16 protein-coding genes are annotated in these 22,164 nt (G+C 37.5%); 15 read left to right on the top strand and 1 reads right to left on the bottom strand.

Going from position 1 to position 22,164, the window contains the following annotated elements; genetic code table 11:
• Nucleotides 1-251: 251 nt before the first annotated feature.
• The 10 genes from GTK07_RS07100 (at nt 252) to drmB (ending at nt 16,928) form a co-directional block, all read left to right on the top strand.
• Nucleotides 252-683: a helix-turn-helix domain-containing protein gene (locus tag GTK07_RS07100; protein WP_163634519.1), complete on the top strand. Its 432-nt coding sequence runs from the start codon at nt 252-254 to the stop codon at nt 681-683.
• A gap of 193 nt (nt 684-876) precedes the next feature.
• Nucleotides 877-1,719: a TIR domain-containing protein gene (locus tag GTK07_RS07095; RefSeq protein ID WP_163634517.1), complete on the top strand. Its 843-nt coding sequence runs from the start codon at nt 877-879 to the stop codon at nt 1,717-1,719.
• Entirely contained in the window at nt 1,716-2,270 is a 555-nt protein-coding gene (locus GTK07_RS07090) for a hypothetical protein (protein ID WP_163634515.1), read from the top strand. The genes GTK07_RS07095 and GTK07_RS07090 overlap by 4 nt, the downstream gene beginning before the upstream one ends.
• Before the next feature lie 12 nt (nt 2,271-2,282).
• Nucleotides 2,283-4,241 carry an ATP-binding protein gene (locus GTK07_RS07085; RefSeq protein ID WP_163634514.1) on the top strand — a complete coding sequence of 653 codons (1,959 nt, stop codon included), beginning with the start codon at nt 2,283-2,285 and terminating at the stop codon, nt 4,239-4,241.
• A gap of 148 nt (nt 4,242-4,389) precedes the next feature.
• A complete protein-coding gene (locus tag GTK07_RS07080; RefSeq protein WP_163634512.1) occupies nt 4,390-5,271 on the top strand; it encodes an FRG domain-containing protein in 882 nt (293 codons plus the stop codon).
• A 201-nt stretch (nt 5,272-5,472) separates the two neighbouring features.
• Nucleotides 5,473-7,044, top strand: coding sequence for a DNA cytosine methyltransferase (locus GTK07_RS07075; RefSeq protein WP_163634510.1), 1,572 nt, complete (start codon nt 5,473-5,475; stop codon nt 7,042-7,044).
• Complete coding sequence (locus GTK07_RS07070) at nt 7,044-9,821, top strand: hypothetical protein (RefSeq protein WP_163634508.1); 2,778 nt, start codon at nt 7,044-7,046, stop codon at nt 9,819-9,821. The genes GTK07_RS07075 and GTK07_RS07070 overlap by 1 nt, the downstream gene beginning before the upstream one ends.
• On the top strand, nt 9,822-11,549 hold the full coding sequence (locus GTK07_RS07065) for a nuclease-related domain-containing DEAD/DEAH box helicase (protein ID WP_163634506.1): 1,728 nt from the start codon (nt 9,822-9,824) through the stop codon (nt 11,547-11,549). It abuts the gene before it with no gap.
• Entirely contained in the window at nt 11,546-15,079 is a 3,534-nt protein-coding gene (locus GTK07_RS07060; RefSeq protein WP_163634504.1) for a helicase-related protein, read from the top strand. The genes GTK07_RS07065 and GTK07_RS07060 overlap by 4 nt, the downstream gene beginning before the upstream one ends.
• A gap of 1 nt (nt 15,080) precedes the next feature.
• The gene (gene drmB, locus GTK07_RS07055) at nt 15,081-16,928 is read left to right on the top strand and encodes a DUF1998 domain-containing protein (RefSeq protein ID WP_163634502.1); all 1,848 of its coding nucleotides are present in this window, start codon (nt 15,081-15,083) and stop codon (nt 16,926-16,928) included.
• 113 nt (nt 16,929-17,041) lie between these two features.
• Here the strand turns inward: drmB and GTK07_RS07050 are convergent, their stop codons facing one another.
• Nucleotides 17,042-17,599 carry a hypothetical protein gene (locus GTK07_RS07050; protein ID WP_163634500.1) on the bottom strand — a complete coding sequence of 186 codons (558 nt, stop codon included), beginning with the start codon at nt 17,597-17,599 and terminating at the stop codon, nt 17,042-17,044.
• A gap of 148 nt (nt 17,600-17,747) precedes the next feature.
• Here GTK07_RS07050 and GTK07_RS07045 point away from each other — a divergent pair, with 148 nt between their 5' ends.
• The 5 genes from GTK07_RS07045 to GTK07_RS07025 all read left to right on the top strand — a co-directional run bounded on the left by GTK07_RS07045 (nt 17,748) and on the right by GTK07_RS07025 (nt 22,159).
• Complete coding sequence (locus GTK07_RS07045) at nt 17,748-19,178, top strand: DNA cytosine methyltransferase (protein ID WP_163634498.1); 1,431 nt, start codon at nt 17,748-17,750, stop codon at nt 19,176-19,178.
• A 2-nt stretch (nt 19,179-19,180) separates the two neighbouring features.
• Nucleotides 19,181-19,927, top strand: a complete 747-nt coding sequence (locus GTK07_RS07040) for a PmeII family type II restriction endonuclease (RefSeq protein ID WP_163634496.1) — start codon at nt 19,181-19,183, stop codon at nt 19,925-19,927.
• A gap of 35 nt (nt 19,928-19,962) precedes the next feature.
• Complete coding sequence (locus tag GTK07_RS07035) at nt 19,963-20,250, top strand: hypothetical protein (RefSeq protein ID WP_163634494.1); 288 nt, start codon at nt 19,963-19,965, stop codon at nt 20,248-20,250.
• Between the two features lie 419 nt (nt 20,251-20,669).
• The gene (locus tag GTK07_RS07030; RefSeq protein ID WP_163634492.1) at nt 20,670-21,344 is read left to right on the top strand and encodes a restriction endonuclease; all 675 of its coding nucleotides are present in this window, start codon (nt 20,670-20,672) and stop codon (nt 21,342-21,344) included.
• Nucleotides 21,345-21,547: 203 nt separating this feature from the next.
• On the top strand, nt 21,548-22,159 hold the full coding sequence (locus GTK07_RS07025) for a plasmid pRiA4b ORF-3 family protein (RefSeq protein WP_163634490.1): 612 nt from the start codon (nt 21,548-21,550) through the stop codon (nt 22,157-22,159).
• The last annotated feature ends 5 nt before the right edge of the window (nt 22,160-22,164 follow it).

Below are 22,164 nucleotides of genomic sequence, written 5' to 3'. Positions count from 1 at the left end.
GGGGTACTGGTATACCTTGCTACGATAAGCGAGCCCACGCCCCGGGTCGTGAGCAAACTTACTTATCATCTCGTAGCAAAAATTACCAGTTTTCAAGAGCGAGACTCTAAGCAATTGCTTCTAATATTCTTATTCAGAAGAATCGCAAAAATAAATAATCAAGTCTAATATATAAAAAATATTTACACAGTCATGTATATGTGATAAATGTTTTTCAAATCGTGTCATTCACATACTTATATATATGCAATATGATAATAGAAATAATAATGTCGCATATTGACTTCCATGTGATTGAAAGCTTAAGAGAACTGAGGGTAAAGTCAAACCCATATATAGATCAAGTAGAATTGGCACAACGCATTGGAGTTTCTGAGGGTTACGTTGGACAAATAGAAAACCCGAAGAGCAGAGCTAAATACAATATGAGAATGATGGCGAGGGCCGCAAAAGCATTAAATTTAAAATCATATCAAGATATTTTTCCCAAGGAGATTTTAAAAGACGATTTGGTAAGAATCAGATTGAAATTGCTAAAACCTGACACCAAAAAACATGAAGTTGATAAAAACGGAAATGTAAAAAAGCGGTTTGAAGTACTTTCAATCAAAACGTTAAACAATGATGAACTTCTTCAATGGGACAACGGCGAATTAGAATATTTGACTATAATTGAAGAATAAACTTAATCCCTTTTCCCCTTTTTAATATTCTTACAGAAATTCACATTTTCCTTTTCTAGAAAATTCTTACATTTAGCGGCATCTCCCCCAGAACTTTATTGAACGAATAGAAAGCTATGCCCTGTATTAAAGGCAAAGCCAACCTTATTAGTCGTATAAACAAGTTGGCATTCATTACAAAAGACTACGATAAATGAGAAATAACAGAAATAGGGTCTTCATTTCTTACAACCACCGTGATAGCCCTATTGCACACAGAATATCTGATTCACTTCAACGTGAAAATATAGATGTTGTGTTTGATTATAAGGACATAAGCATTGGAGAGAATGTTTTTGACCAAATCCGATATATGTATGAGACAAGTGAGACTGTTATAGTATTGTTGTCTCAATCATTGTTTGCTTCTGACTATTTCAGGTTTGAATTCCCAAAGTACTTTTTTGACGAAGCTCGTAAAAGAAAGATTAATATAATCCCTGTTTTAGTTGAAAAATGCCAAATACCAAGTGACTTCTTGGAATATGAAATAATCAATCTCACCAATGACTTTGAAAAGGGGTTACAAAAAATCGTTCAAAAACTGAAAATCATACCTGAAATTTCGTTTGACCAATTCAGCCCTTTAGATTTTGAAGAGTTCACTTATGATTTGTTGAAAGCATACGGCTTTAAGAACATTCAACGAGAGCAACAAGTAAATGATGTCGGAATTGATTTTATAGCAGAATCCTATAACAAAGACGCATTTGGATTTCCAAACAAGGAAGTTTGGATGATAGAAACTAAGTTCTATCGAGAAGAAAGGTTTAGCATTAACTCTTTACACAGAATAATCGAATCGTTCAATTACATAAACCGGATAGATGCCAAAATACTACTTATCACAAACAGTGTTTTAACCTCGGTTGCCGAAGAATATATCGAAGATGCTCAACGAAGTAGAAATATTGAAATAAAGGTTCTTGATGGTGCGAAGCTCAAAAAAGTAGTTTCAAAACGTAAAAGACTATTAAACAAATATTTCCTAAGATGAGCCAAGTAAACGATTTCATACAGAGATTGGATGCTTGTCCTTTAGGCAATGCGGGATGGTCTCAATTTGAGAATTTATGCACCGAAATTCTCACCTTTCTATTTGTTCCACCTTTAAATCCTGCTACAAGACAAGGCAGAACTTATTCAGGTATAAATAGGCGTGATGCAATAATGCCGAACAGAAATATAACACCAAATGACAATGCTAACTCGCAGAATTGGCACCACTTGTATATTGAGCTTGATGCCAGAATGATATTATTTGAATTTAAGAATTATGATGTAACTGAAATTGGACATGAAGAAGTAAACCAAACTAGAAATTATATGACAGCTGCAATGGGTCGCCTATCAATTATGCTATGTAGCAAATCACCCAATGAAGCAGCACATAGACAGCGAAATACAGTATTCAATCAAGACAATAAAGTCATTTTGTTTATTACAAAAGAGCAACTTAAAGAGATGCTTTTAATAAAGGACAGAAATGAAGACCCTTCTGATTTAATTATGGATTTATTAGAACGATTTTACATTCAACACGAATAAAAAAATAAAGAAATGTCAAAACAAATAGATATTGGAGTTGAAATAGACCACATTGATTCTTTGACAAGAGCCAATGGAAAAACTGCTATTTCAGAACTGATATGGAACTCATTAGATGCTGACGCTTCTGTAATCAATATCGAATTTGAAAAAACCAAACTAGGTAGCATAAACTACTTACTTATAAAAGACAATGGTCACGGCTTGAATTATCAAAAAGCCCAAGATGTATTTAGTAAACTTGGGGGTTCAGAAAAAAAATTAAACCGAATAAGTCCAAATGGACGTCATTATCACGGAAAAGAGGGAAAAGGAAGGTATAAATCATTAGCACTCGGAGATTTAGTAGAATTCACAAGTAGATACAAAAACGGTGAATCAAACAAAGAATATACAATAACACTCGACAGAAATCACTTATCATATTCTGACTTTAGTGATTTAAAAACACTACCAAAAGGCAATTATTCAACTGGTTTTCAAGTCAGAATTGAAAATGTAAATCAAGAAAATGCATCTCAAGCTATTGATATAAATTCTAGGAAAGAACTTGAACAAAAGTTTGCTTCTTATTGGATTAACTATCCAGACTTTTCGATTATCATTAATGGACAGAAGCTAGAATTCTCTTCTTTAATAAAACATAGCGAAGAACAAGATATACTAGTAAATGATGGGGGATTTGATTATCGATTCAAAATCAAAATCATAGAATGGAGTTTTGATATTAAAAAGCAAACTTACTTATGCAATACAAAAGGAATTCCTTTTCAAGAAACCAATCTAGGAATTAGGTCAACTCTACCTATTTCTATTTTTATCCAATCGAATTACATAGAAAAATTACATCGAGAAAACAGACTTGCTCTAGACAGCTTGGACGAAATCTTAAATAGTGTAATTAAGGACTCTAAAAAAATTGCTCGAGATTATGTTCGGAGAAGATTGCATCAATATTCTGGCAAATTTATAAATGAACTAAAAGAAAAAGGTTTATATCCTTATAAAGGCAAACCAGACACAATAGTTGAGGAAAGTAAAAGACAAGTTTTTGATATAGTTGCACTACAAGTCAACGAATATCTTCCTGACTTTGAAACACAAGATGATAAAAGTAAAAAGTTAACCTTATCACTTATTAAAGAATCCTTAGAAAATGATACAACATCATTACAAAGAATCTTGACAGAAGTCATCGAATTACCTGAAGAAAAAAGAAATGACCTTTTCGAAATTTTAGATGAAACATCATTATCGAATATCATCGATGCGATGACAGAAATTAAAAATAGATTAAATCTGCTAAATGGAATTGAGCAACTAATCTATGATACGGATTTAAACAAGCAAGTAAAGGAGAGAAAACACCTTCATAAAATCGTAGTCAATGAGACTTGGATTTTCGGAGATAAGTATACATATGGTGCTGACGATGTAACTCTGAAAAATGTTTTAAAGGCTTATTTAAAAGATGCGATTGGACGTGATGATTTTCAAGAAGTAGTCGATTCGGAGGACAATGATGAATTAAGAACTATTCCAGACGTTTGCCTATGGCAACAATTTAGTATGGGAAGTGCTGGTAAAGAAAATCTTATTATCGAACTTAAAAAACCGAATAAAGATGCCGGTTTTATCGAAAAAAGTCAAATAGAATCATATGCAACCAAAGTTTCCAACGACCCAAGATTTCCAAAAGACAAAACGAAATGGAAGTTTTTGTTGGTTACAAAAGATATAAAGCCCGAAATAGAACCATTACTGAATCAGAAAAATAGAAATTATGGACACGTTTCGGAAGGAGACAATTTTGATGTTTATGTACTGCCTTGGGGACATATACTTTCGGAGGCTAGAACACGACACGAATTTATTAGAGATAAACTGAATTTAAACTTAAAAGACAACGAACATGGGCTTGATTATTTAAAAAATAAGTATAAGGAGTATTTACCAGAAGAATTTAAATAAAGGACTACGCTTAACAAAGATGGCCATAAGTAATTGCTTGTTCTAGCCTACTTCCGAAAATCCTTGTGGATTTTCAGTTTGTTGATATGTGCAAAGTCAAATGCTGACCCATACAAATATTTGTATTTTGCATTAACTAAAATTTATAATGAACACTTCCCAACTAAAAATAGCTCGAAATATTGATGAATTCTTAGATATCATCAAAGAAACAAAAAGCAATGGAAGGATTTGGTACAGAGGAATGAGTAAAGCAAACAGATTTCTGTCCCCAGCCTTGTTCAGAGAGAAAAGAAATATAGGTTCAGAGTATAGTGGAGGGAGAGCGAAAAATGGTAGCTTCTTTAGAAAATCAGATGCTATAATGAAATCTGATTTCGGTGTGCTCGGAAAGTTTAAGGAAAAATATGATAAGCTATATCCTGAAAAATCGGAAAAATATAATATAATCGATTACTTGTATATAATGCAACACTATGCCATACCAACCAGACTTCTCGATTTCTCAACTAATGAATTGGTTGCATTATACTTTAGTGTAGCAAAAGACACAAAATCAAATGGAAGTGTGTCCCGCCAAGAAAATGAATTTTTAAACAATTATGGTCTATCAGACAAAGGTTCTTCTGTTCACTGTATTGATCCAATGTTTACAAATGAAAAGTGTTACGGAAAAAGGGAAGTAATTAATATTGACTATGTTAATGATATAGATTCTATATACAATTTAGATTTGCCAATTTGTGTTACAACCGACAATAAGGATCCTAGAATCAAAGCGCAAAATGGAGTTTTTATGTTGTTTGGACGAGAATACACAAGTTATGACTCAAGAGAAATATTCATTCCAAGAATAACCAAAGTATTTATTCCAAATAATTTTAGAGCCGAAATTAAACAACAATTAAAAGATAAATTCAATATTCATCATTCCACGGTATATCCAGGTTTAAAGGGGATTACATTGGAAATAATTGAAGATATAGAGTACAAATATCAAAGGGATTGCATTGAAGTGTTCGGCTATTAAAGCGGATACAATTGCTAACAAAACTCATGGGATAGTTAGGAAAATTAAAATGACGTATGTTTTATTCATACTTCCTGAAAAATGGTAGAACTTATAGGGGGAATGTCAAAAAAACGCCAAATTACAGTAGTACGATTTTGGGATTAACCAAACTTTAAAAAAATCAATAATAGACACGAACTATACATATTACATTAGAGTTTGAAAGTTCCAGTAATTGACATATTTGCAGGGCCTGGTGGGCTTGGGGAAGGCTTTTCATCCATATTGGAGAATGGGCAAAAGGTATTTGATATTAAATTGTCGATTGAAAAGGACGAAAACGCCCACAAAACATTGCTTTTAAGAAGTTTTTTCAGGCAGTTTGCCGAAAGTGACTTACCAAAGGAGTACTATGATGTTTTGAGGGAAGAGAACCTTATCAAAAGAGATGAGAAAATGAATGATTTATTTGATGCTCATCCCAAACAATACAACTTTGCCTCCAGTGAAGCCTGGAGGGCAGAACTAGGTTCAGAAAAATTTCCAGAACGATTAATTGATCAACGAATACAAAATGGCATCGGTAAAACTCGAGATTGGGTTCTCATAGGAGGTCCTCCATGTCAAGCTTATTCGCTAGCAGGCCGTTCCCGTGTAGGAGGTATAGATGAATCCGATCATCGGGTATATCTGTATCGTCAATATTTAAGGATTATAGCAAAATTCCATCCCAAGGTATTTGTGATGGAGAATGTAAAAGGGCTTTTATCTGCAAAAGTTGGCAAGGAAAGTGTTTTTGACTGGATCAAGAGAGATTTGAACAATCCATCAAAGTTATTTCCTGAATTTGACTCTCCGTCCTATAAAGTTTATTCCTTATCGACCGTTCCCGAAACTTTCGACAAAAATGGAAATCCAGTCTATTCAAAAGACTCTGACTATTTAATAAAGTCCGAGGAATTTGGGATTCCTCAGAAGAGACATCGGGTGATTTTATTAGGGGTACGCCAAGATCTAGAAGCAAAACCTAGTGTGTTGTCTAAATCTGAATTCCCAATCGAACTGAAATCCGTGATAGGAGACCTCCCCAAAATCCGTAGCGGTCTGAATCGAAAGTTTGTTCGTTCCTATCCAGCTGGCGGAAAAAAGAAAAGGGTCTACGAAAAAGTGAAGGATGATTTCGAAACATGGAGCGATGTTGTAACAGGATACAAGGATCTTATCCTATCATGGAATGGCTTCAAAAAAACAAACCGAAATCAAGATATAGGTTTCTTGAACATTGGATCTGAATATATCCCCTGTACAACCCCTTCATCCAAAAATCCTCTATATAACTGGTATAGGGATCCAAAGTTACAGGGAACCTGTAATCATATTTCAAGATCTCACCTGACCCAGGATTTGATGAGGTATATGTTCTCAAGTCTATATGCAGCAAAATACAAACGATTTCCACGTCTGTCCGAATACACTATGCACAGTTCGGAATTGATACCTGATCATAAAAGTGCTGTCACTGGGAAGTTCGCAGACCGTTTTAGGGTTCAATTGCCCAATGAACCAGCAACCACAATTACTTCCCATATTTCAAAAGATGGGCATTATTTTATTCATTATGATCCACTTCAGTGTCGAAGTCTTACCGTAAGGGAAGCAGCCCGAATCCAAACCTTTCCTGACAACTATCTTTTTTGCGGTTCTAGGACTGCCCAATACCATCAGGTGGGTAATGCCGTCCCCCCATATCTCGCATACCAAATAGCCCAAATTGTAAAAACCCTGATTTAGTGAAGGAGTACCTCAATGAAGCAAAAGACAGATTTTATTTGAGTTTGGGCGGTCGAGAATTCAGTCCGGTAATCCAGGCATCTACAGCAATTGCCTTGGATTATTCCCAAGAGATTCATCAAAAAGGGAACAGCGCACCGATGGTCATCACATTTCCTTGTAAAGAAAACACGGCATTATGGATGGCCGTTCAATTTTTGATCAATGAGTTCTTCCACGATTATGTACACCAAAGTGAAAATAGAATTAAAGAACTTGGATTAAAAGCAGGAGATAAAATTGATATTTTCTCCACAACGGCCTTATTTCAAAGAATTGACAATGATAAGAACAAGCTGGTCATGAAATTTTCGGATGGTGCTATAGCTTATGCCGACATCCAGAACATCCAGTTTGTCAATCCTGGAAGAAAAAAGATGGTCAACAAATATGTCAATTATCATAAGAACAAGAAAAAATTCCTTGACCAGCGGAAGGCATTGACCCAAATTCTCAGTTTAGATCACAACCCTAATTTTGGTGCACTGTCTTCAAAGGTCGTCCTAATCTCAGGAAGGGGAAAATCAGGATTGTTTCGCCGTCAGTTAAGGGAAACCTTGGTTTATGATGAACCACTATCCGAAACTGTATTGCTGGATAAATGCCTGCTCATATCTCCGGATTTTAGTTGTTTTTCTGGAAGCGTGGACGCTAAATCAGGAAGGAACACCGAATTTTTTGTCAAGGCGGTCAAACAAAGTTTGGACACAAGTGAATATAAAGATTCCAAAATTGAGACCATTGTCAATGACTGTCTTAGATTGATTGAGCAGTCCCTAAAAACGAAAAAGTTTGTCGACAGTTTTCAATCGCTCTACTCTGCTCTATTAAAGCATTCTGATTATCAAATATTAGGAAGCAAGCTTCAAAATCTAATGAAATACCATCCCGGAATTGAGGACGATTTGATCAATGATGTTTCCGCCGTATTTGTAAATGACCTGCACCTCGTTTTGGAGAACCCAAAAACAGTAACATACCTAACCAAACATAAGATTCCTGTATTTATAATAAGTGATAGGGTAATCAGTGATTGGAAGGAACTTGAAATATATAAAACAGTATTTAGCACTGAAGCATTTGTGGATGTATACCGTTTCAATTGGGACAAGAACAAAATTGTTGAATTAGAACTCCAATATGACAATGGTTACAATTTCGTTGACCACTATAACAACAATGCTTTTTGTCGTTTTATATCGCAAAAAATAACGATAGAGCAAGTTGTTCCCAGTGAATTTGATCAAATCTTCAATGCTTTGGAATCAAAAAGTTTCCTATCCTCTCTAGGAGAATATGAGCTTCTGCAAAAAGCATATTATCAGATTTTGAGACCATTACTGTACACACTTAAAAATTCCATAGAACAACCGGACACAATTAAACTTATTGCTCATTTCAACCATTTTACCGAGATATTGGATTCATCAAGTTCAGGCTTGAACGAAGAAATAAAAACCTCCATAAATGAATCATTACATAGCTTAAAATCATATATCCTCTCAGGAGAACAACCAAAGGGTTTTATCGATGACCGCAAATATTTATTTTATCAGGACATTAGTATCGATACAATGAATTTCATGCTTCCCGCTGAATCCGATCTGAAAGTTATGGTACACCATAATGATATATCCCCAACTGCAAAAAGCATCAAATTCATAGGCTATCCATTTCGGGAGTATTCATTCAAGTATATCGATCAGAGTATTTTTAAAAAGGTAATTCCCAATGTGAATTTTGTCCTAAACCCTTGTGAATCTTCCGTGACCATGAATTCCCTTAAAAGAAAAATCGGTTCCGGATACTATGTGGAAAAATTTCCCTCCTGCCTAAACGAACTTGAAAAGTATAGGATCAAGGATGATGTTCAAATAGAGTCTATAATCGATGGCTCCATAAACTTTGAGGAAAGCGGGAATCCCTATCACGAATTCGAAAATGCAACCACCACGGAATATGAGGAGTTCGAACAGATGCTCAATGAACTCCGTTACTCAGGATACAAAGGCTCAAATGATGTTGAAGAAATCAGCGGTCAGTATCTGTTGAATTGTAACGTTTTGCATTTTGAAAATGGGAGCTATGTGTTCTTGCCACAAAATTGGCGAATCCTGACCCTAAAAGAATCCATTACGGGTTCCATTGAATCCTATTCGAGCAAAATCACGGATGTTGCTGTGGGAGATATTGCTGTAATAGTAAATGTGTCCAGAAAGTCGATTACCAAATACTTGGAAGGATCAAAATCCATGCTTACGTATATGGAAACTCTTGAGTCTTGGCGAGAGATTCTTCGGCAGGAAAGGAATAAGCATGAATATGTATACCAATTCGTGGAAAGGCTGGAAAAAGTCAATTGTTCAATGCAAATCGGGGGAAGTCCGGAAAACTATAATGTGCTCCGATGGTTACACGATGAAACAATGCTGGCACCGGCCTATGAAAACCTAAAAATGATTCTTGGCCTGAAATACCCCAAAGAAGAACTCTCGGAAAGGGCCAAAGCCATTCTAGGGGCAAAAACAATAATCCTTAAGGCAAAAAATAAGTTAGATCGTGCCGTGAAAGATAAGCTTGCGGATATGATCGGCAGCTCGCATGACGTTCTTGATGACACCTTTACAATACAAGTACAGGGCATTGAGGTCAAGGGCAAGAAAAACGAGATCGTCGGAATCGAAAAAAGAAACGACCTGAAGATAGAATACCACTCAACCATGAAATTCCTTAAGTAAATGATAGTCCCTGACAATATAGACAGTACCGATTCAAATGGGGAAAAACATGTTTACCGTCATTTTAAGTCGGACATAAATTCAAGGAACTATATTATTCTGCATTCCTTGTTTATCTCAAAGCATTTGACAAGAGTTTCTGGAGAACTCGACTTTTTGGTATTGGCACCGGGACTTGGAATTTTTGCATTGGAAGTCAAACACGGTAGGGTAAGCCGGGATGGTGGAATCTGGAAATTTGAAAATCGTCATGGTAAAGTGAACACCTCTACAATTGGGCCTTTCAGACAAGTAAGTGACACCATGCACTCTTTAAGGTCCCACCTATTGGAATTGGCTCATGGCAATGCAAAACTGAAAGCAAAAATTGACAAACTCCTATTTGGTTGGGGAGTTATGTTCACTGGACTGGAGGAATTTTATGATTATGGCCCCGAGGCAGAATCTTGGCAACTTTTTACAAGATCTGGTTTTAGAATTCCCGCCAGCCACTATATAGAATCGCTTTCCCGTGGTTTTCACACAAAATATTCCGGTAGATCTTGGTACAAGATAAATGAATCTAGGCCCACCATAAAAGATTGCGAGGATATATTCAAACTATTGCGAGGTGATTTTAGTTACAACTATACGCCTTTGAATCAGATATTGGATGAGGAAAACCTTATCGATCATTTTACAGAAGAGCAGTTTGATACACTATCCTTCATGGATTATAATGATAGAGTGTTGATACAAGGAGGGGCGGGAACTGGAAAGACCATCATGGCCACAGAATGGTTTCAAAGAAATGCCAACCAAGGATTGAAAGTCGGGTTAATTTGTTTTAATAAGAAACTGGGTAATAAGTTAAACTCTGAACTTTCAAAAATAATTGACTTTAGTTCGACCAATTCCTATGTAGGGAATCTGCATAGCTTCATGATGTCTTTGACCAAACTGGTTCCTCCCGAGGTAAACCAGAAACTATTCTATGAAATAGACCTACCATTGGAAACCATGTTTGCTCTGGAGGAATTCTCTGAAGATGAAAAATTTGACCTACTCATTATTGACGAGTCCCAAGACCTTATTACTGAATCCTATTTGGATGTTTTTGATTCCATGTTAAAAGGTGGGATCAATAATGGTAAGTGGGTTTTGTTTGGGGATTTTTGCAATCAGTTGATTTATTTGAGCAACCCATCAACCGTACTTGATATTCTAGCATCAAAATCTGCATTTATCAAAGTCCCACCATTAATGACCAATTGCAGAAATAGCAAAAAAATAGTGTTCTTCAACCATACAACCACAGGATGTGAGAAACAATCAAGTCCCGAAGGTATGTTGGAAGGGGAAAAGGTTGAGCATTATTTCCCAATTAAGTCCAAACAGGTTGAAAAGGTGGTAGAGATTATTAAAGATTTAATCGCCGAAGGTATCCCCGAGTCCAAAATCACTTTACTATCGTGCAAAAGCTCAAGTAACAGCTCTATGCTACAATTGAAGGAAATAAAGGATTGGATCAAAAATGGTCTTACCTTTTCAACCATACACGCTTATAAGGGCCTTCAAAATTCCTTTGTGATAGCCACTGAGTTCGAAGAGTTGGAATCTGATTATGCTACCAGCCTCTTGTATGTGTCAATCAGTAGGGCCAAACTAAAATTCTATCTTGTCTTGGATAAGGGACTTGAGAATTCCTATAATCAATTATTATCAATGCGAATAAGTCAAACATCATGATTCGAGACCAAATAATAGATGACATCATTAAGGAAGTCTGTGGGCCCGATCCACATCCCGCATACACTGATGAGGAAACAGGGGAAGAAATTTTATTGGAAAGGGTACATGGTTCACCCAAGCTAAGGTATGGTGCCGGAATGTTATATCCTCAAGCCTCCACCATCACCGAGTTGGATGAGAATTCTGACATTACTGATGAGGTCGAGGATGATAATGGTCAATACAGTGAAGATTCCAAACCAAGCCGAGGTAGTTTAGCAGATGACAGTGATTCCGATGAGTCCATCGGATTAGCCAATGAATTCCTGCCCTCCGCCATGGGCTTTACGTGTAAAATGAAAGCCTATGATGGTAAAATCACTGTGAATATTTGTTCTGCATGGTATGAAAGATCTGATAATTTGATAGCAGAAAAAAGGGTGGTAGATGGAATTTATGAAGATAAACGAAATGAACGCACTGGGGAGTTAATGTTACGGAGAAACTGGATTAGAAGACCATTGGACATAAAGGAAATTATTCTCGATTTGTCCTCTATTGGATCTTCCCGTGGCATAGTATTTGAAAAGGTGGTTGCCGTTACACCATGGAATACGAACCAAAACTGGCTTACTCTAAAAGTTTACAATCGTTCAAGACAAGAGAATATTGACAAGGGTGAATGCATCTTAACATTTACCATCATCAACCAGATGATAGCCAGCACTGATTCGCAAGAAAACGACAGGTCTATCCTTTTCCAAAATAAAATAAGTATAACGGATGAGTCGGGAAATATTATTTTGCCATATGAAGAAAGGAATTCTGCCAACGACACTGTAGAAGAGGAAGAGTTACTTTTATTATATCGAAATAAAAAAACATACGCCATTGGTCATGGGTGTTCCGTCCAATGGGATGAATCAAATGAAAGTGTCAATAGTTTGACAACCTCGGTTGTTCCCGTTTATGAGTTGCCTCAAGTTTCCCCGACCCAACTTGTTACCTTAAGTATGTTAGAGCTATCAGATTACGGTGATTGGGACAATGCAAAATCCAGTTTGAACCAACTCATCAATCAGTATGAAACATGGATCTCAAACTTGGAACTTGCCGTAGGCAAACTAGAAGAGAAATTTCAAAGAGCAGCTTATAGAAATATCTCAAAATGTCGGGCAAATTTGCTACGGATAAAAGAAGGTGTACAGTTACTCATGGATAGTGATATAACCTCCGATCTAGTGAAATGTTTCAGATGGATGAATAGGGCCATGATCTGGCAACAACAACGTTCCAAGACTCCAAGAAGAAGCTGGATCCGTGAAGGCAATGATTCCTTTACTCTCACACCCATAGAAGAAAATGCACATCAACATACATCCCTTGAAGAGTTCCATGAGGGAACATACAATGGCAAATGGCGCCCCTTCCAAATCGCCTTTGTGTTAATGAATTTGGTCTCCATTTGGGATAAAAATTCCGAGCAACGTGAAATTGTGGATTTGATATGGTTTCCAACAGGTGGTGGTAAGACAGAGGCATATTTAGGACTTACTGGATTTTCAATTTTCGCTAGGCGGATTCGAGCTAAAATTGATATGGACTTCGACAGTGTCGCGGGAACCTCTATCTTGATGCGCTACACGCTTAGATTACTGACAACCCAACAATATGAAAGGGCCTCCTCCCTGATCTGTGCTTGTGAACTGATTCGAAAGGATGGGGATAACATGCTGGAATTGGGTCCAGATCCTTTTTCCATTGGGCTATGGGTTGGTAGATCATCGACTCCAAATAAAAGAAAGGACGCCAATACGTTATACAAAGATTTAATTGGAATCAATTCCAATTCTGTTGATTACAACTTCATTGTGATGAAGTGCCCATGCTGTGGTGCCGCAATAGGCAAACTTGATTCTCCGAGCAGACATAAGAAAATATCAGGATTGGTTCAAACAGATGGTTCAAATTCCAACGCTAGGACTTATTTTACCTGTGAAAATGAATATTGTGAGTTTTTTGAATCAGAACTTCCTCTATATGTAGTGGATGAGGACATTTTTGAATTTTGTCCAACATTGGTACTTGGAACTGTTGATAAATTTGCCATGATTCCTTGGCAACCCGGAAGATCTTCGAACGACCTGGACGTAGGCAAACTATTTGGTTTCAGGTTGAACGGCAACAAAAGTCGAATAACTCCACCAGAATTGATCATTCAAGATGAGTTGCACCTGATCTCAGGTCCTCTAGGTACAATTGTGGGCATTTATGAAAACCTTGTCATGACGTTATGTAATGATTATAATAGACCTGAATATCCATTTCATGGTAAGGATTATGTTCCACCAAAAATAGTAGCTTCCTCAGCAACAATAAGCCGGGCATCTGAACAAGTTAAGGCATTGTATGCCACCGAAAATTTAAACATTTTCCCCCCTCAAGGAATTAACTTTGGAGATACTTGGTTTTCAGAAGAACGTAAACCGTCACCTAGCAATCCGGGAAGGAAATATGTTGGGATTTTGGCACCTGGGTATAGATCCGGTCAGACATCTGTCGTAAGGCTATACGCCTCAATTTTGCAATCAACCAAAACTGCAGACTACCCTGCTGAAACGAAGGATTATTATTGGACCTTACTCGGTTTCTTCAATTCGATTCGAGAATTGGGAATGGCCGCATCCTTAGTGTATGCTGATATTCGAGAGTATTTGACCATCCTTCAGAAAAGAAAATTAATACCATATTCACAATGGAGATGGCTGAACCTATTTGAAGAATTGACCAGCAGGATTGCTAGCTCAAAAATCCCAGATTCTTTAAAAAAATTGGAAAAGGTTAATATAGGTGAGACTTCCTCTGCCCTTGATGTATGCCTTGCCACAAATATGATTGCCACTGGAGTTGATGTAACAAGGTTAGGTTTAATGTTCATCCATGGGCAACCAAAGACCACTGCTGAATATATTCAGGCAAGTTCAAGAGTTGGCAGGGATGCGAGAGGCCCTGGGCTCGTAATCATGTTGTATAGTCCATCCAAGCCTCGCGACAAATCACAATATGAACACTTTCAGTCATTCCATAATAAAATATACTCATATGTGGAACCAACTTCTGTCACTCCCTTCTCGGTCAATGCGAGGGAGAGAGCCTTGCACGCTGTTATAATTGGACTTGTTCGGAGCTTTACTGAAGGTCATTTTACACATAGCCCAGATATCAGCAATAACGAGGCGGAGTTTGATTACCTGACAAGCTGGGTGCGAGAGGTAATTAAATCAAGGTGCGAGATTGTGGATCCAAATGAAATGCAGAATACCATGGCATTGTTTGACAAAAGAATCGCGTTTTGGAAAAATGGCTTCCAAGAATACGGAGATGCTGCCAATTACGGGATCCTGAAAAAGGATTGGATTCCTTTGATGTATGCTAGAGGTAATGAAGTTACCGAAGATATTAGAAGTGGCAGCTTGTCGCTTCCATCATTGACATCCATGAGAGGAGTTGATGAGGAGGGCAGAATAGGAATAATGAATTTAGGTTGATATGAATAGAAATATAAGATTAGGGCAATTGTTATCTCCTTTTGGAATTGGACAACTTGTGAATTTTCCAAATGATGAGACACTTATGATTTGTGGACTTGATGCGTGGGATGAAATAATTGAACAGAGAATCCAAAATGCTGGGTTTGATCATATTGAACGGGATGAATTTGTAATCAGAGAACCTCGTCTTGAACAACTCTTAGGTGTTAATCAATTTAGAAAGCCGTTCCCGTTCCGAGAAAATAGCAAGAAAAACAGTCGTCTTACCATTCCCGGGGTACGCTTTCCTCAATGGCACTATTGTATGAAGTGCAGTGTTATGCGTCAAATTGAGCTCAATAGACAGGAAAATCCCAGATGTTCATCAGGGGAATGCAGAGGAAGATTGATTCCTGTAAGATTTGTTGCAGTATGCCCCCAAGGACATATTCAAGATGTCCCTTTTTTGGATTGGGTACACCCGGACGGTTTGGACGACGAAAGACATGTGCTATCGTATTCAGGAGGCAAAGGTTCCGGTGATTTGTCCAGTATCATTATCCAATGTTCATGTGGACAAAGGCGAACGCTGGGTGGGATAATGAATGAAGGGGCTTTGGATGGTATTTCAACCTGTTCAGGGCATAGACCTTGGTTGGGCCCTATAGGGATAAGACAGCCTCAGCCTTGTGAGCATTCGTTAAGGGTTTTAATCAAGGGTAGTTCCAACGTACATTATGCCATGATTAAATCGGCCCTATATCTACCTCAGGTCGGAGATACAACATCAGAATTGGTTCAGCGGATAATCGAAAGAGAGGAAGAGGCCTTATGCTCCTTTTATGAGTTGGACAATGATGGTAGGGTACTTAGGGTTTATCTCCAAACTCTACCTGAGGTAAAATTGGGCCGCATAACAGTTGACGCATTGCTTGAACAAGTGATAGGCTTTATGGAATCGGGAAAAGATAACGTTGATCAAGAAATCAATTCTGATTTTGATATAAGAATTCAGGAGTACCAATATCTTAATGTGGGGCGTGACTCAGAGAATACGGATTTTAAAGCGGTAATTAATCAATTCTCTTCGACTGAGGAGGGAGAGTTTTTATCTGAATACTTTGATCATATAACTCTAATTGAAAAGCTTAGAGAAACAAGGGTTTTTGCAGGATTTTCTAGACTAAGCTCTGAAGATGGAAAGTTGTCCAAGGATAGAATAAAGGACTTGAGTATAGTGGATAAGGATTGGTTACCTGCCCATGTGGTTTACGGAGAAGGTATCTTTATAAAATTCAGCGATGAGAAACTGGATGAGTGGTCATCTCAATCAAACAGCAACCTACATGATTTAATAGGTAGATATCATACCGAGCAAGCTCGAAGAATGAATGATTATCAGAACAGGGATATTACACCATCCTTCATTTTACTTCATACATTTTCACATTTACTTATTAATCGACTTTGTTACAATTGTGGTTATGGCTCATCATCCCTTAGAGAAAGGATATATTTTTCCAGTTCTGCAGACCAAAGAATGAATGGGATATTGATATATACCTCTTCCGGTGATTCCGAAGGATCTATGGGTGGCCTTGTTAGACAGGGAAGAGAATTGAATTTTTATCGATTGGTCAAAGAGATTATAGAAGATGCCAGATGGTGTTCAGCAGATCCTGTATGTATGGATGTAGGAAGTTCAACCGGGCAAGGTCCAGATTCCTTGAATGGAGCTGCTTGTCACAATTGTGCAATAGTTCCCGAAACTAGCTGTGAGGAGTTCAATAAACTATTGGATAGGTCTGCACTTATAGGAACAAATAATGAAAACAATTTAGGTTTTTTTGAATCAGACATGGTATAGGTCAAATTATAGGACGAACTTAAATTGTTATTTTACAACATCTTATCCATAGTAACCGTAATATAGTTTGACAATCAGAATAAATTGGTTTTTTCCGATTTAAATGGATGGGCTTATTTAACTTGCTTGAACATAGGGTTTAATAAATACAAAACATAACTCCCCTTTGCATTTCCCAATTGGTCATGCCTTCTCTGCACATAGTAATGGAATGGTGCCTCATCCAAAAGAGCATCCAACTTTGGGAATGGTATGAACCAGATTCCGGTCATTGGTTTTACTTCAATGGTATTGGAACCCTTAAATTTTATAGCCTGCCAATCTACAGCAAAATAAATCTCAATTTCTGGATATTTTTCCTTGTACCTCCCCCTATCCTTCCCGTTAAAGACGACCGTGTATTGGGGGTCATAGTTGAAACGGGGCTTAGCTTGGAAAAAAGGAGTGTTCTGGGTCTTAAGATCTGCCAGCAGACCATTGGTGGTATTGAGCAGGTCTGGTACAAAGGGGTCATCTTGTTTGGCTGGATTGATTATTAAACCTAAATCCTGACCAAACTTATCGACAAAGACAACTTCCTTTGACGCCCCCTTTCTGCACCAAACCCCTTTATCCTGCAGATTGTGCTGGGTAACGATTTGCCCGTTGATGTCATATAGTTGATAGCCCATAACTTTCTAACAACAAAACTTTCAATTCTAAGTTGAAAACCATTTAAAATTGACGGCATTTAAATTACCCAAAATAAGTGAAGAAACTTTTGGTTTGTTCCAATAATATTCTAATTTCGGTACCTATAAAATTTTCTAAACCGAAAATATGGAAAGTACCCATGTCTCCATTGCAGATGCAGCCCATATATTAAATCTGACACCCCAACAAGTACGAAACCTTTGTCGAAGTAATAAACTTGAGGCTGAAAAAGTAGGATCCTCTTGGATTTTAAGCAAAGAGTTGGTAGAAAATTACAAAACGAAACACAATTGTGGAACGACAGATGACAAGTTCCATCAATCGGAAGCCGATAATGATGAGTCTTTGTTCAAACAGCCAATTGCTCTTTCCTTTTTTTCAGGGGCGATGGGACTAGATCTAGGAATCGAAAAAGCTGGGTTCAAAACACTTCTTGCATGTGAAGTGGACAAGGCATGCAGAAAAACTATAGTTAAGAACAGACCAGATATGGCCTTGATAGGTGATATCTCGGATTACAGTGCAAAGGATATTAGGGAAAAGGCAGGCTTAGACCAGGACGATGAAATCGATTTGGTTGTTGGAGGCCCTCCATGCCAAGCATTCAGTACAGCAGGTAACAGAAAGGGGTTTAGCGATGAAAGAGGGAATGTATTCCTTACCTATATCGATAGGATTCTCGAGTTAAGGCCTCGTTTCGCAGTAATCGAAAATGTACGGGGAATTTTATCCGCACCACTTAAACATCGCCCTATACACAAACGGGGCAAGGATCATCCCCCGTTGGAAATGGATGAGCTTAAGGGAGGAGCACTGTTGTACATTCTCCAAAAGCTCAGGGAAAACGGTTATGGAGTAAGTTTCAATCTGTACAATGCCGCCAATTTTGGCACCCCACAGAAAAGGGAAAGGGTAATCATAATCGCTTCCAGGGATGGCAGAAAGCTTCCTTATTTGACCCCTACCCATTCTGAGAATGGGGAATTTGGACTTCCCAAATGGAGAAGTTTTATGGATGCAGTCGAGAATCTTCCCAAGACGGATTTGAACCATCTGAATTTCCCCGAAAAGCGGCTCAAATACTACAGGATGTTAGGGCCTGGTCAATATTGGAAACACTTGCCCGATGACCTGCAGAGGGAAGCATTGGGAAAAAGTTATTTTTCTGGCGGAGGGAAAACAGGCTTTTTGAGAAGGTTAAGTTGGGACAATCCTTCCCCTACCTTGGTCACACATCCAGCGATGCCTGCCACGGATTTGGCACACCCGGAAGAGAATAGACCTTTAAGCATTGAGGAATACAAAAGGATACAACAATTCCCTGATACTTGGGAACTGTCCGGGAGCTTGATCGAACAATATAAACAGATTGGGAACGCTGTTCCAGTAGGCCTTGGAAAGGCTGTGGGCCTTTTGATAATGAATCAGATACAGGGACAAAAAATTGCTGGTTTCAAAGATTTTAGTTATTCTAGATATCGGAATACAGATGACGTATCATGGGAAAGGGAAGTGAATAAAATGTTGGATAGTTTTAAACTTCAACAAGCAGTCTAAAAATGAACGAACTCAATCTAGATAATGTTAACCAATACGTGGAAGACAATATAGGAACCTTCCATAGCAAAAGGATCGAAAAAGTAAAGTCCCTTAAACTCAAGGATGTTCTCAAAAAAAAGAACCCTTATCTATTTCGGGCAAAAAACGTACTGATCGCGACTGATTTAGTAAAAGGAATTGTGGATGCTTATATGTCCTCCAGTGAGGAAGGCATCTTTGGGGATTGGTTGGAAGGACTTGCCATATTTATAAATGAAAGCGTATACAATGGCAGAAAATCAGGAATACCAGGCGTAGATCTGGAGTTTGATCGTGATGGCATAAGAAATATTGTCTCTATAAAATCTGGACCCAATTGGGGAAATGACAGTCAATATAAAAAAATGATAGACAACTTCAATTCCGCAAGAAGAGTGCTTAGAACATCCGGCTCCATGGTCCAAGTAAAAGCGGTTTGTGGATGTTGCTATGGAAAATCCTCTAAAAGGTTTGAATACAAGGAGAAGGGTGATTATTACAAGCTTTGCGGTCAGTCTTTTTGGCAGTTTATATCTGGTGATTCAGAGCTTTACAAAGAAATAATCATACCCCTTGGATACAAAGCCCAAGAAAAGAATGAGGAGTTCTATGAATCGTACTCTCAAATGATAAACAAGTTCACCACTGAATTTGCAAATGATTTTTGTGATGAAAATAACTCCATTGACTGGAATAAACTGATAGAGTTCAATTCAAAAAAGAACTAAAATATAGGAGAATTTATTCATTTTTCATGTTAGATATGAAATTGGAAGAAATACATAAGGAGCTTATCAGAATTAAAAAATCCTTTTCTTCTCACCCTAACTGGCAAGAGGCAAGAAAAGCTTACCAAATTCTACTTGACAATAGGGATTCATATAGTGAAGAGTATAATGATTTTGCCGGTTATTCAGAAAATCTGATAAGAATAAAAAACAGTATTTTAATGCTTGATCGAACTGCGGCAGAACATCAGTTTTCACTTGGAATTTCCTCAATGTGCGATATAATATCTAGGGAAATTGGCTCAGTGGATGATAACCTCTAAATAATCAATTGAGGAGATTTTTAAATCAACATTTAAGGAACCTAAAGTTTTATTTGCACTAAACATTGACATCCTTTAATCAACTGGAGAGGAATCACTATTGTAAAAACACTAGGTTTCAACAAATACGACCATAACATGACATGTTGAGCAATATACATTATTGGGAAACAACCTGAAATCGGTAAAGTCAATGTAAGCTCTAAGTAACGTACACAGGGGTTTGCCTCCGTTATCTGCTTAAACCTTAACGTCCAATAAAGATTCCTGAGATCTTCTATATTGAAAAAATGCTTATTTTAGAAATTCTCATAAGGGAGCTCCCCAGTTTTTATTAAATAAAGAGCTACTCAATACCAGTTACCTAAATATTTATAGAGGTAAACTTTGAATGCTAGCTTAAAAATCCTCCTAAAAGTATGAAGTGGCAAGAATATCAAGAAGCAGTTGGACAACTGTATGACCAAATGGATGGGTTGGGCACGGTTAGAAAAAACATAACTATCCCAGATAGAGTAACCGGTCAACCTAGGCAAGTTGACGTTTGGTGGGAAATAAAACTTGAAAACCATACTTTCAAAATTCTTATAGACGCTAAAAAAAGGAAGGGCAAAATAGACGTCAAAGATGTTGAAGAAATCATGATGCTTGCTCAATCTGTTAATGCAGATAAAGCAATAATTGTCACAAATAACGAATGGACTATACCAGCTGAAATCCGAGCCAAATTTGATGGATTGGACTTGCGGATTTTAACCATAGATGAGGCAACTGATTTGGTTGTTGAAGACAAGTGGTTAATGTGTAAAATTTGCAGAAAAGATTGTGTCGTCTTGGATCAAAGTGGATTCACAACAAAAAATGGGCTTTTGAATTGGTGGCTTGGCGGAAAATGTAGGAATTGCGACTCTATTTATATAAACTGTCAAGATTGTGGTGGAAAAGGCATTGTGAATGAAGAAACGGAATATATCTGTAATTGTCCAATTTTATGGACTTCCGCAAACGGAGTTCTTATGATTTTGGAGTATGACCCAAATAATCCGCAGGAATATGAGAATCCCAATCAGACGAAAATAGATTATGATAAATAGAAGCATTGATTAGAACAGATTTGGATTTTCCTTCAAATGCCTTTTTTTCTCTTTAAAAGAATGATATAACAATTAGAAATTTGGAAAGTAAATTTTGTGGAATAAAGATGGATACAGGTTACAGGAATACCTTCCAAACTATTTCAGTATATGACATATTTGTTTTAAAATTGAGTTCTATACCATAACATAAGTACCATACATTGAAAAAAGTATTCAAGTTTCGAATTGAATTGGAAGGCACGTCCCCTACAATATGGCGTGAATTTTTGGCCCCATCCGATACCACGTTTTACAGGTTCCACCACATCATCCAGATTGTAATGGGGTGGGAGAACTACCACCTTTATGAATTCACTATGGACAGCTATCGCATTGGCCAACAATTTGAGGAGGAAGGCTTTAATGGCCCCAATGAGATCATCGATTCGAAAACGATAACAATTGGTGAAGTACTACAGGCCAAGGGCCAGAAATTGGAATATCTATATGATTTCGGCGACTACTGGCAACATTCCCTGACCTTGGAGATGATAATAGATGACCTTACAATCCCCTTTCCCATTTGTTGTGCCGGAGCATTGAACTGTCCTCCTGAAGATGTTGGCAGTATACCGGGTTTTTATGATTTTTTAAAGATTATGGAAAACCCCAGACATCCGGAACACAAGGAAACAAAAACATGGGTAAACAGCAAACTTGTCGCTATTGATGGCAGATATGATCCCCAAAAAATCCCACTGGAAAGGGTAAATTATGTCTTGCTCAATCTGGATAACTATATCAAAGATTGGGAGAAGGAGGCCAACCAATAGTCGAG

The organism is Flagellimonas sediminis (assembly GCF_010500845.1).
Taxonomy (GTDB): Bacteria; Bacteroidota; Bacteroidia; order Flavobacteriales; family Flavobacteriaceae; genus Flagellimonas; species Flagellimonas sediminis.
The sequence above is the reverse complement of the archived record's forward strand: the minus strand, read 5'-3'. Positions and strand labels throughout refer to the sequence as shown.

What these genes read in the sequence shown, in the direction of transcription:
- GTK07_RS07100 (WP_163634519.1), top strand. Translation starts at nt 252, where the DNA reads ATGATAATAGAAATAATAATGTCGCATATTGACTTCCATGTGATTGAA.
- GTK07_RS07095 (WP_163634517.1), top strand. Translation starts at nt 877, where the DNA reads ATGAGAAATAACAGAAATAGGGTCTTCATTTCTTACAACCACCGTGAT.
- GTK07_RS07090 (WP_163634515.1), top strand. Translation starts at nt 1,716, where the DNA reads ATGAGCCAAGTAAACGATTTCATACAGAGATTGGATGCTTGTCCTTTA.
- GTK07_RS07085 (WP_163634514.1), top strand. Translation starts at nt 2,283, where the DNA reads ATGTCAAAACAAATAGATATTGGAGTTGAAATAGACCACATTGATTCT.
- GTK07_RS07080 (WP_163634512.1), top strand. Translation starts at nt 4,390, where the DNA reads ATGAACACTTCCCAACTAAAAATAGCTCGAAATATTGATGAATTCTTA.
- GTK07_RS07065 (WP_163634506.1), top strand. Translation starts at nt 9,822, where the DNA reads ATGATAGTCCCTGACAATATAGACAGTACCGATTCAAATGGGGAAAAA.
- GTK07_RS07060 (WP_163634504.1), top strand. Translation starts at nt 11,546, where the DNA reads ATGATTCGAGACCAAATAATAGATGACATCATTAAGGAAGTCTGTGGG.
- drmB (WP_163634502.1), top strand. Translation starts at nt 15,081, where the DNA reads ATGAATAGAAATATAAGATTAGGGCAATTGTTATCTCCTTTTGGAATT.
- GTK07_RS07050 (WP_163634500.1), bottom strand. Translation starts at nt 17,599, where the DNA reads ATGGGCTATCAACTATATGACATCAACGGGCAAATCGTTACCCAGCAC.
- GTK07_RS07045 (WP_163634498.1), top strand. Translation starts at nt 17,748, where the DNA reads ATGGAAAGTACCCATGTCTCCATTGCAGATGCAGCCCATATATTAAAT.
- GTK07_RS07040 (WP_163634496.1), top strand. Translation starts at nt 19,181, where the DNA reads ATGAACGAACTCAATCTAGATAATGTTAACCAATACGTGGAAGACAAT.
- GTK07_RS07035 (WP_163634494.1), top strand. Translation starts at nt 19,963, where the DNA reads ATGAAATTGGAAGAAATACATAAGGAGCTTATCAGAATTAAAAAATCC.
- GTK07_RS07030 (WP_163634492.1), top strand. Translation starts at nt 20,670, where the DNA reads ATGAAGTGGCAAGAATATCAAGAAGCAGTTGGACAACTGTATGACCAA.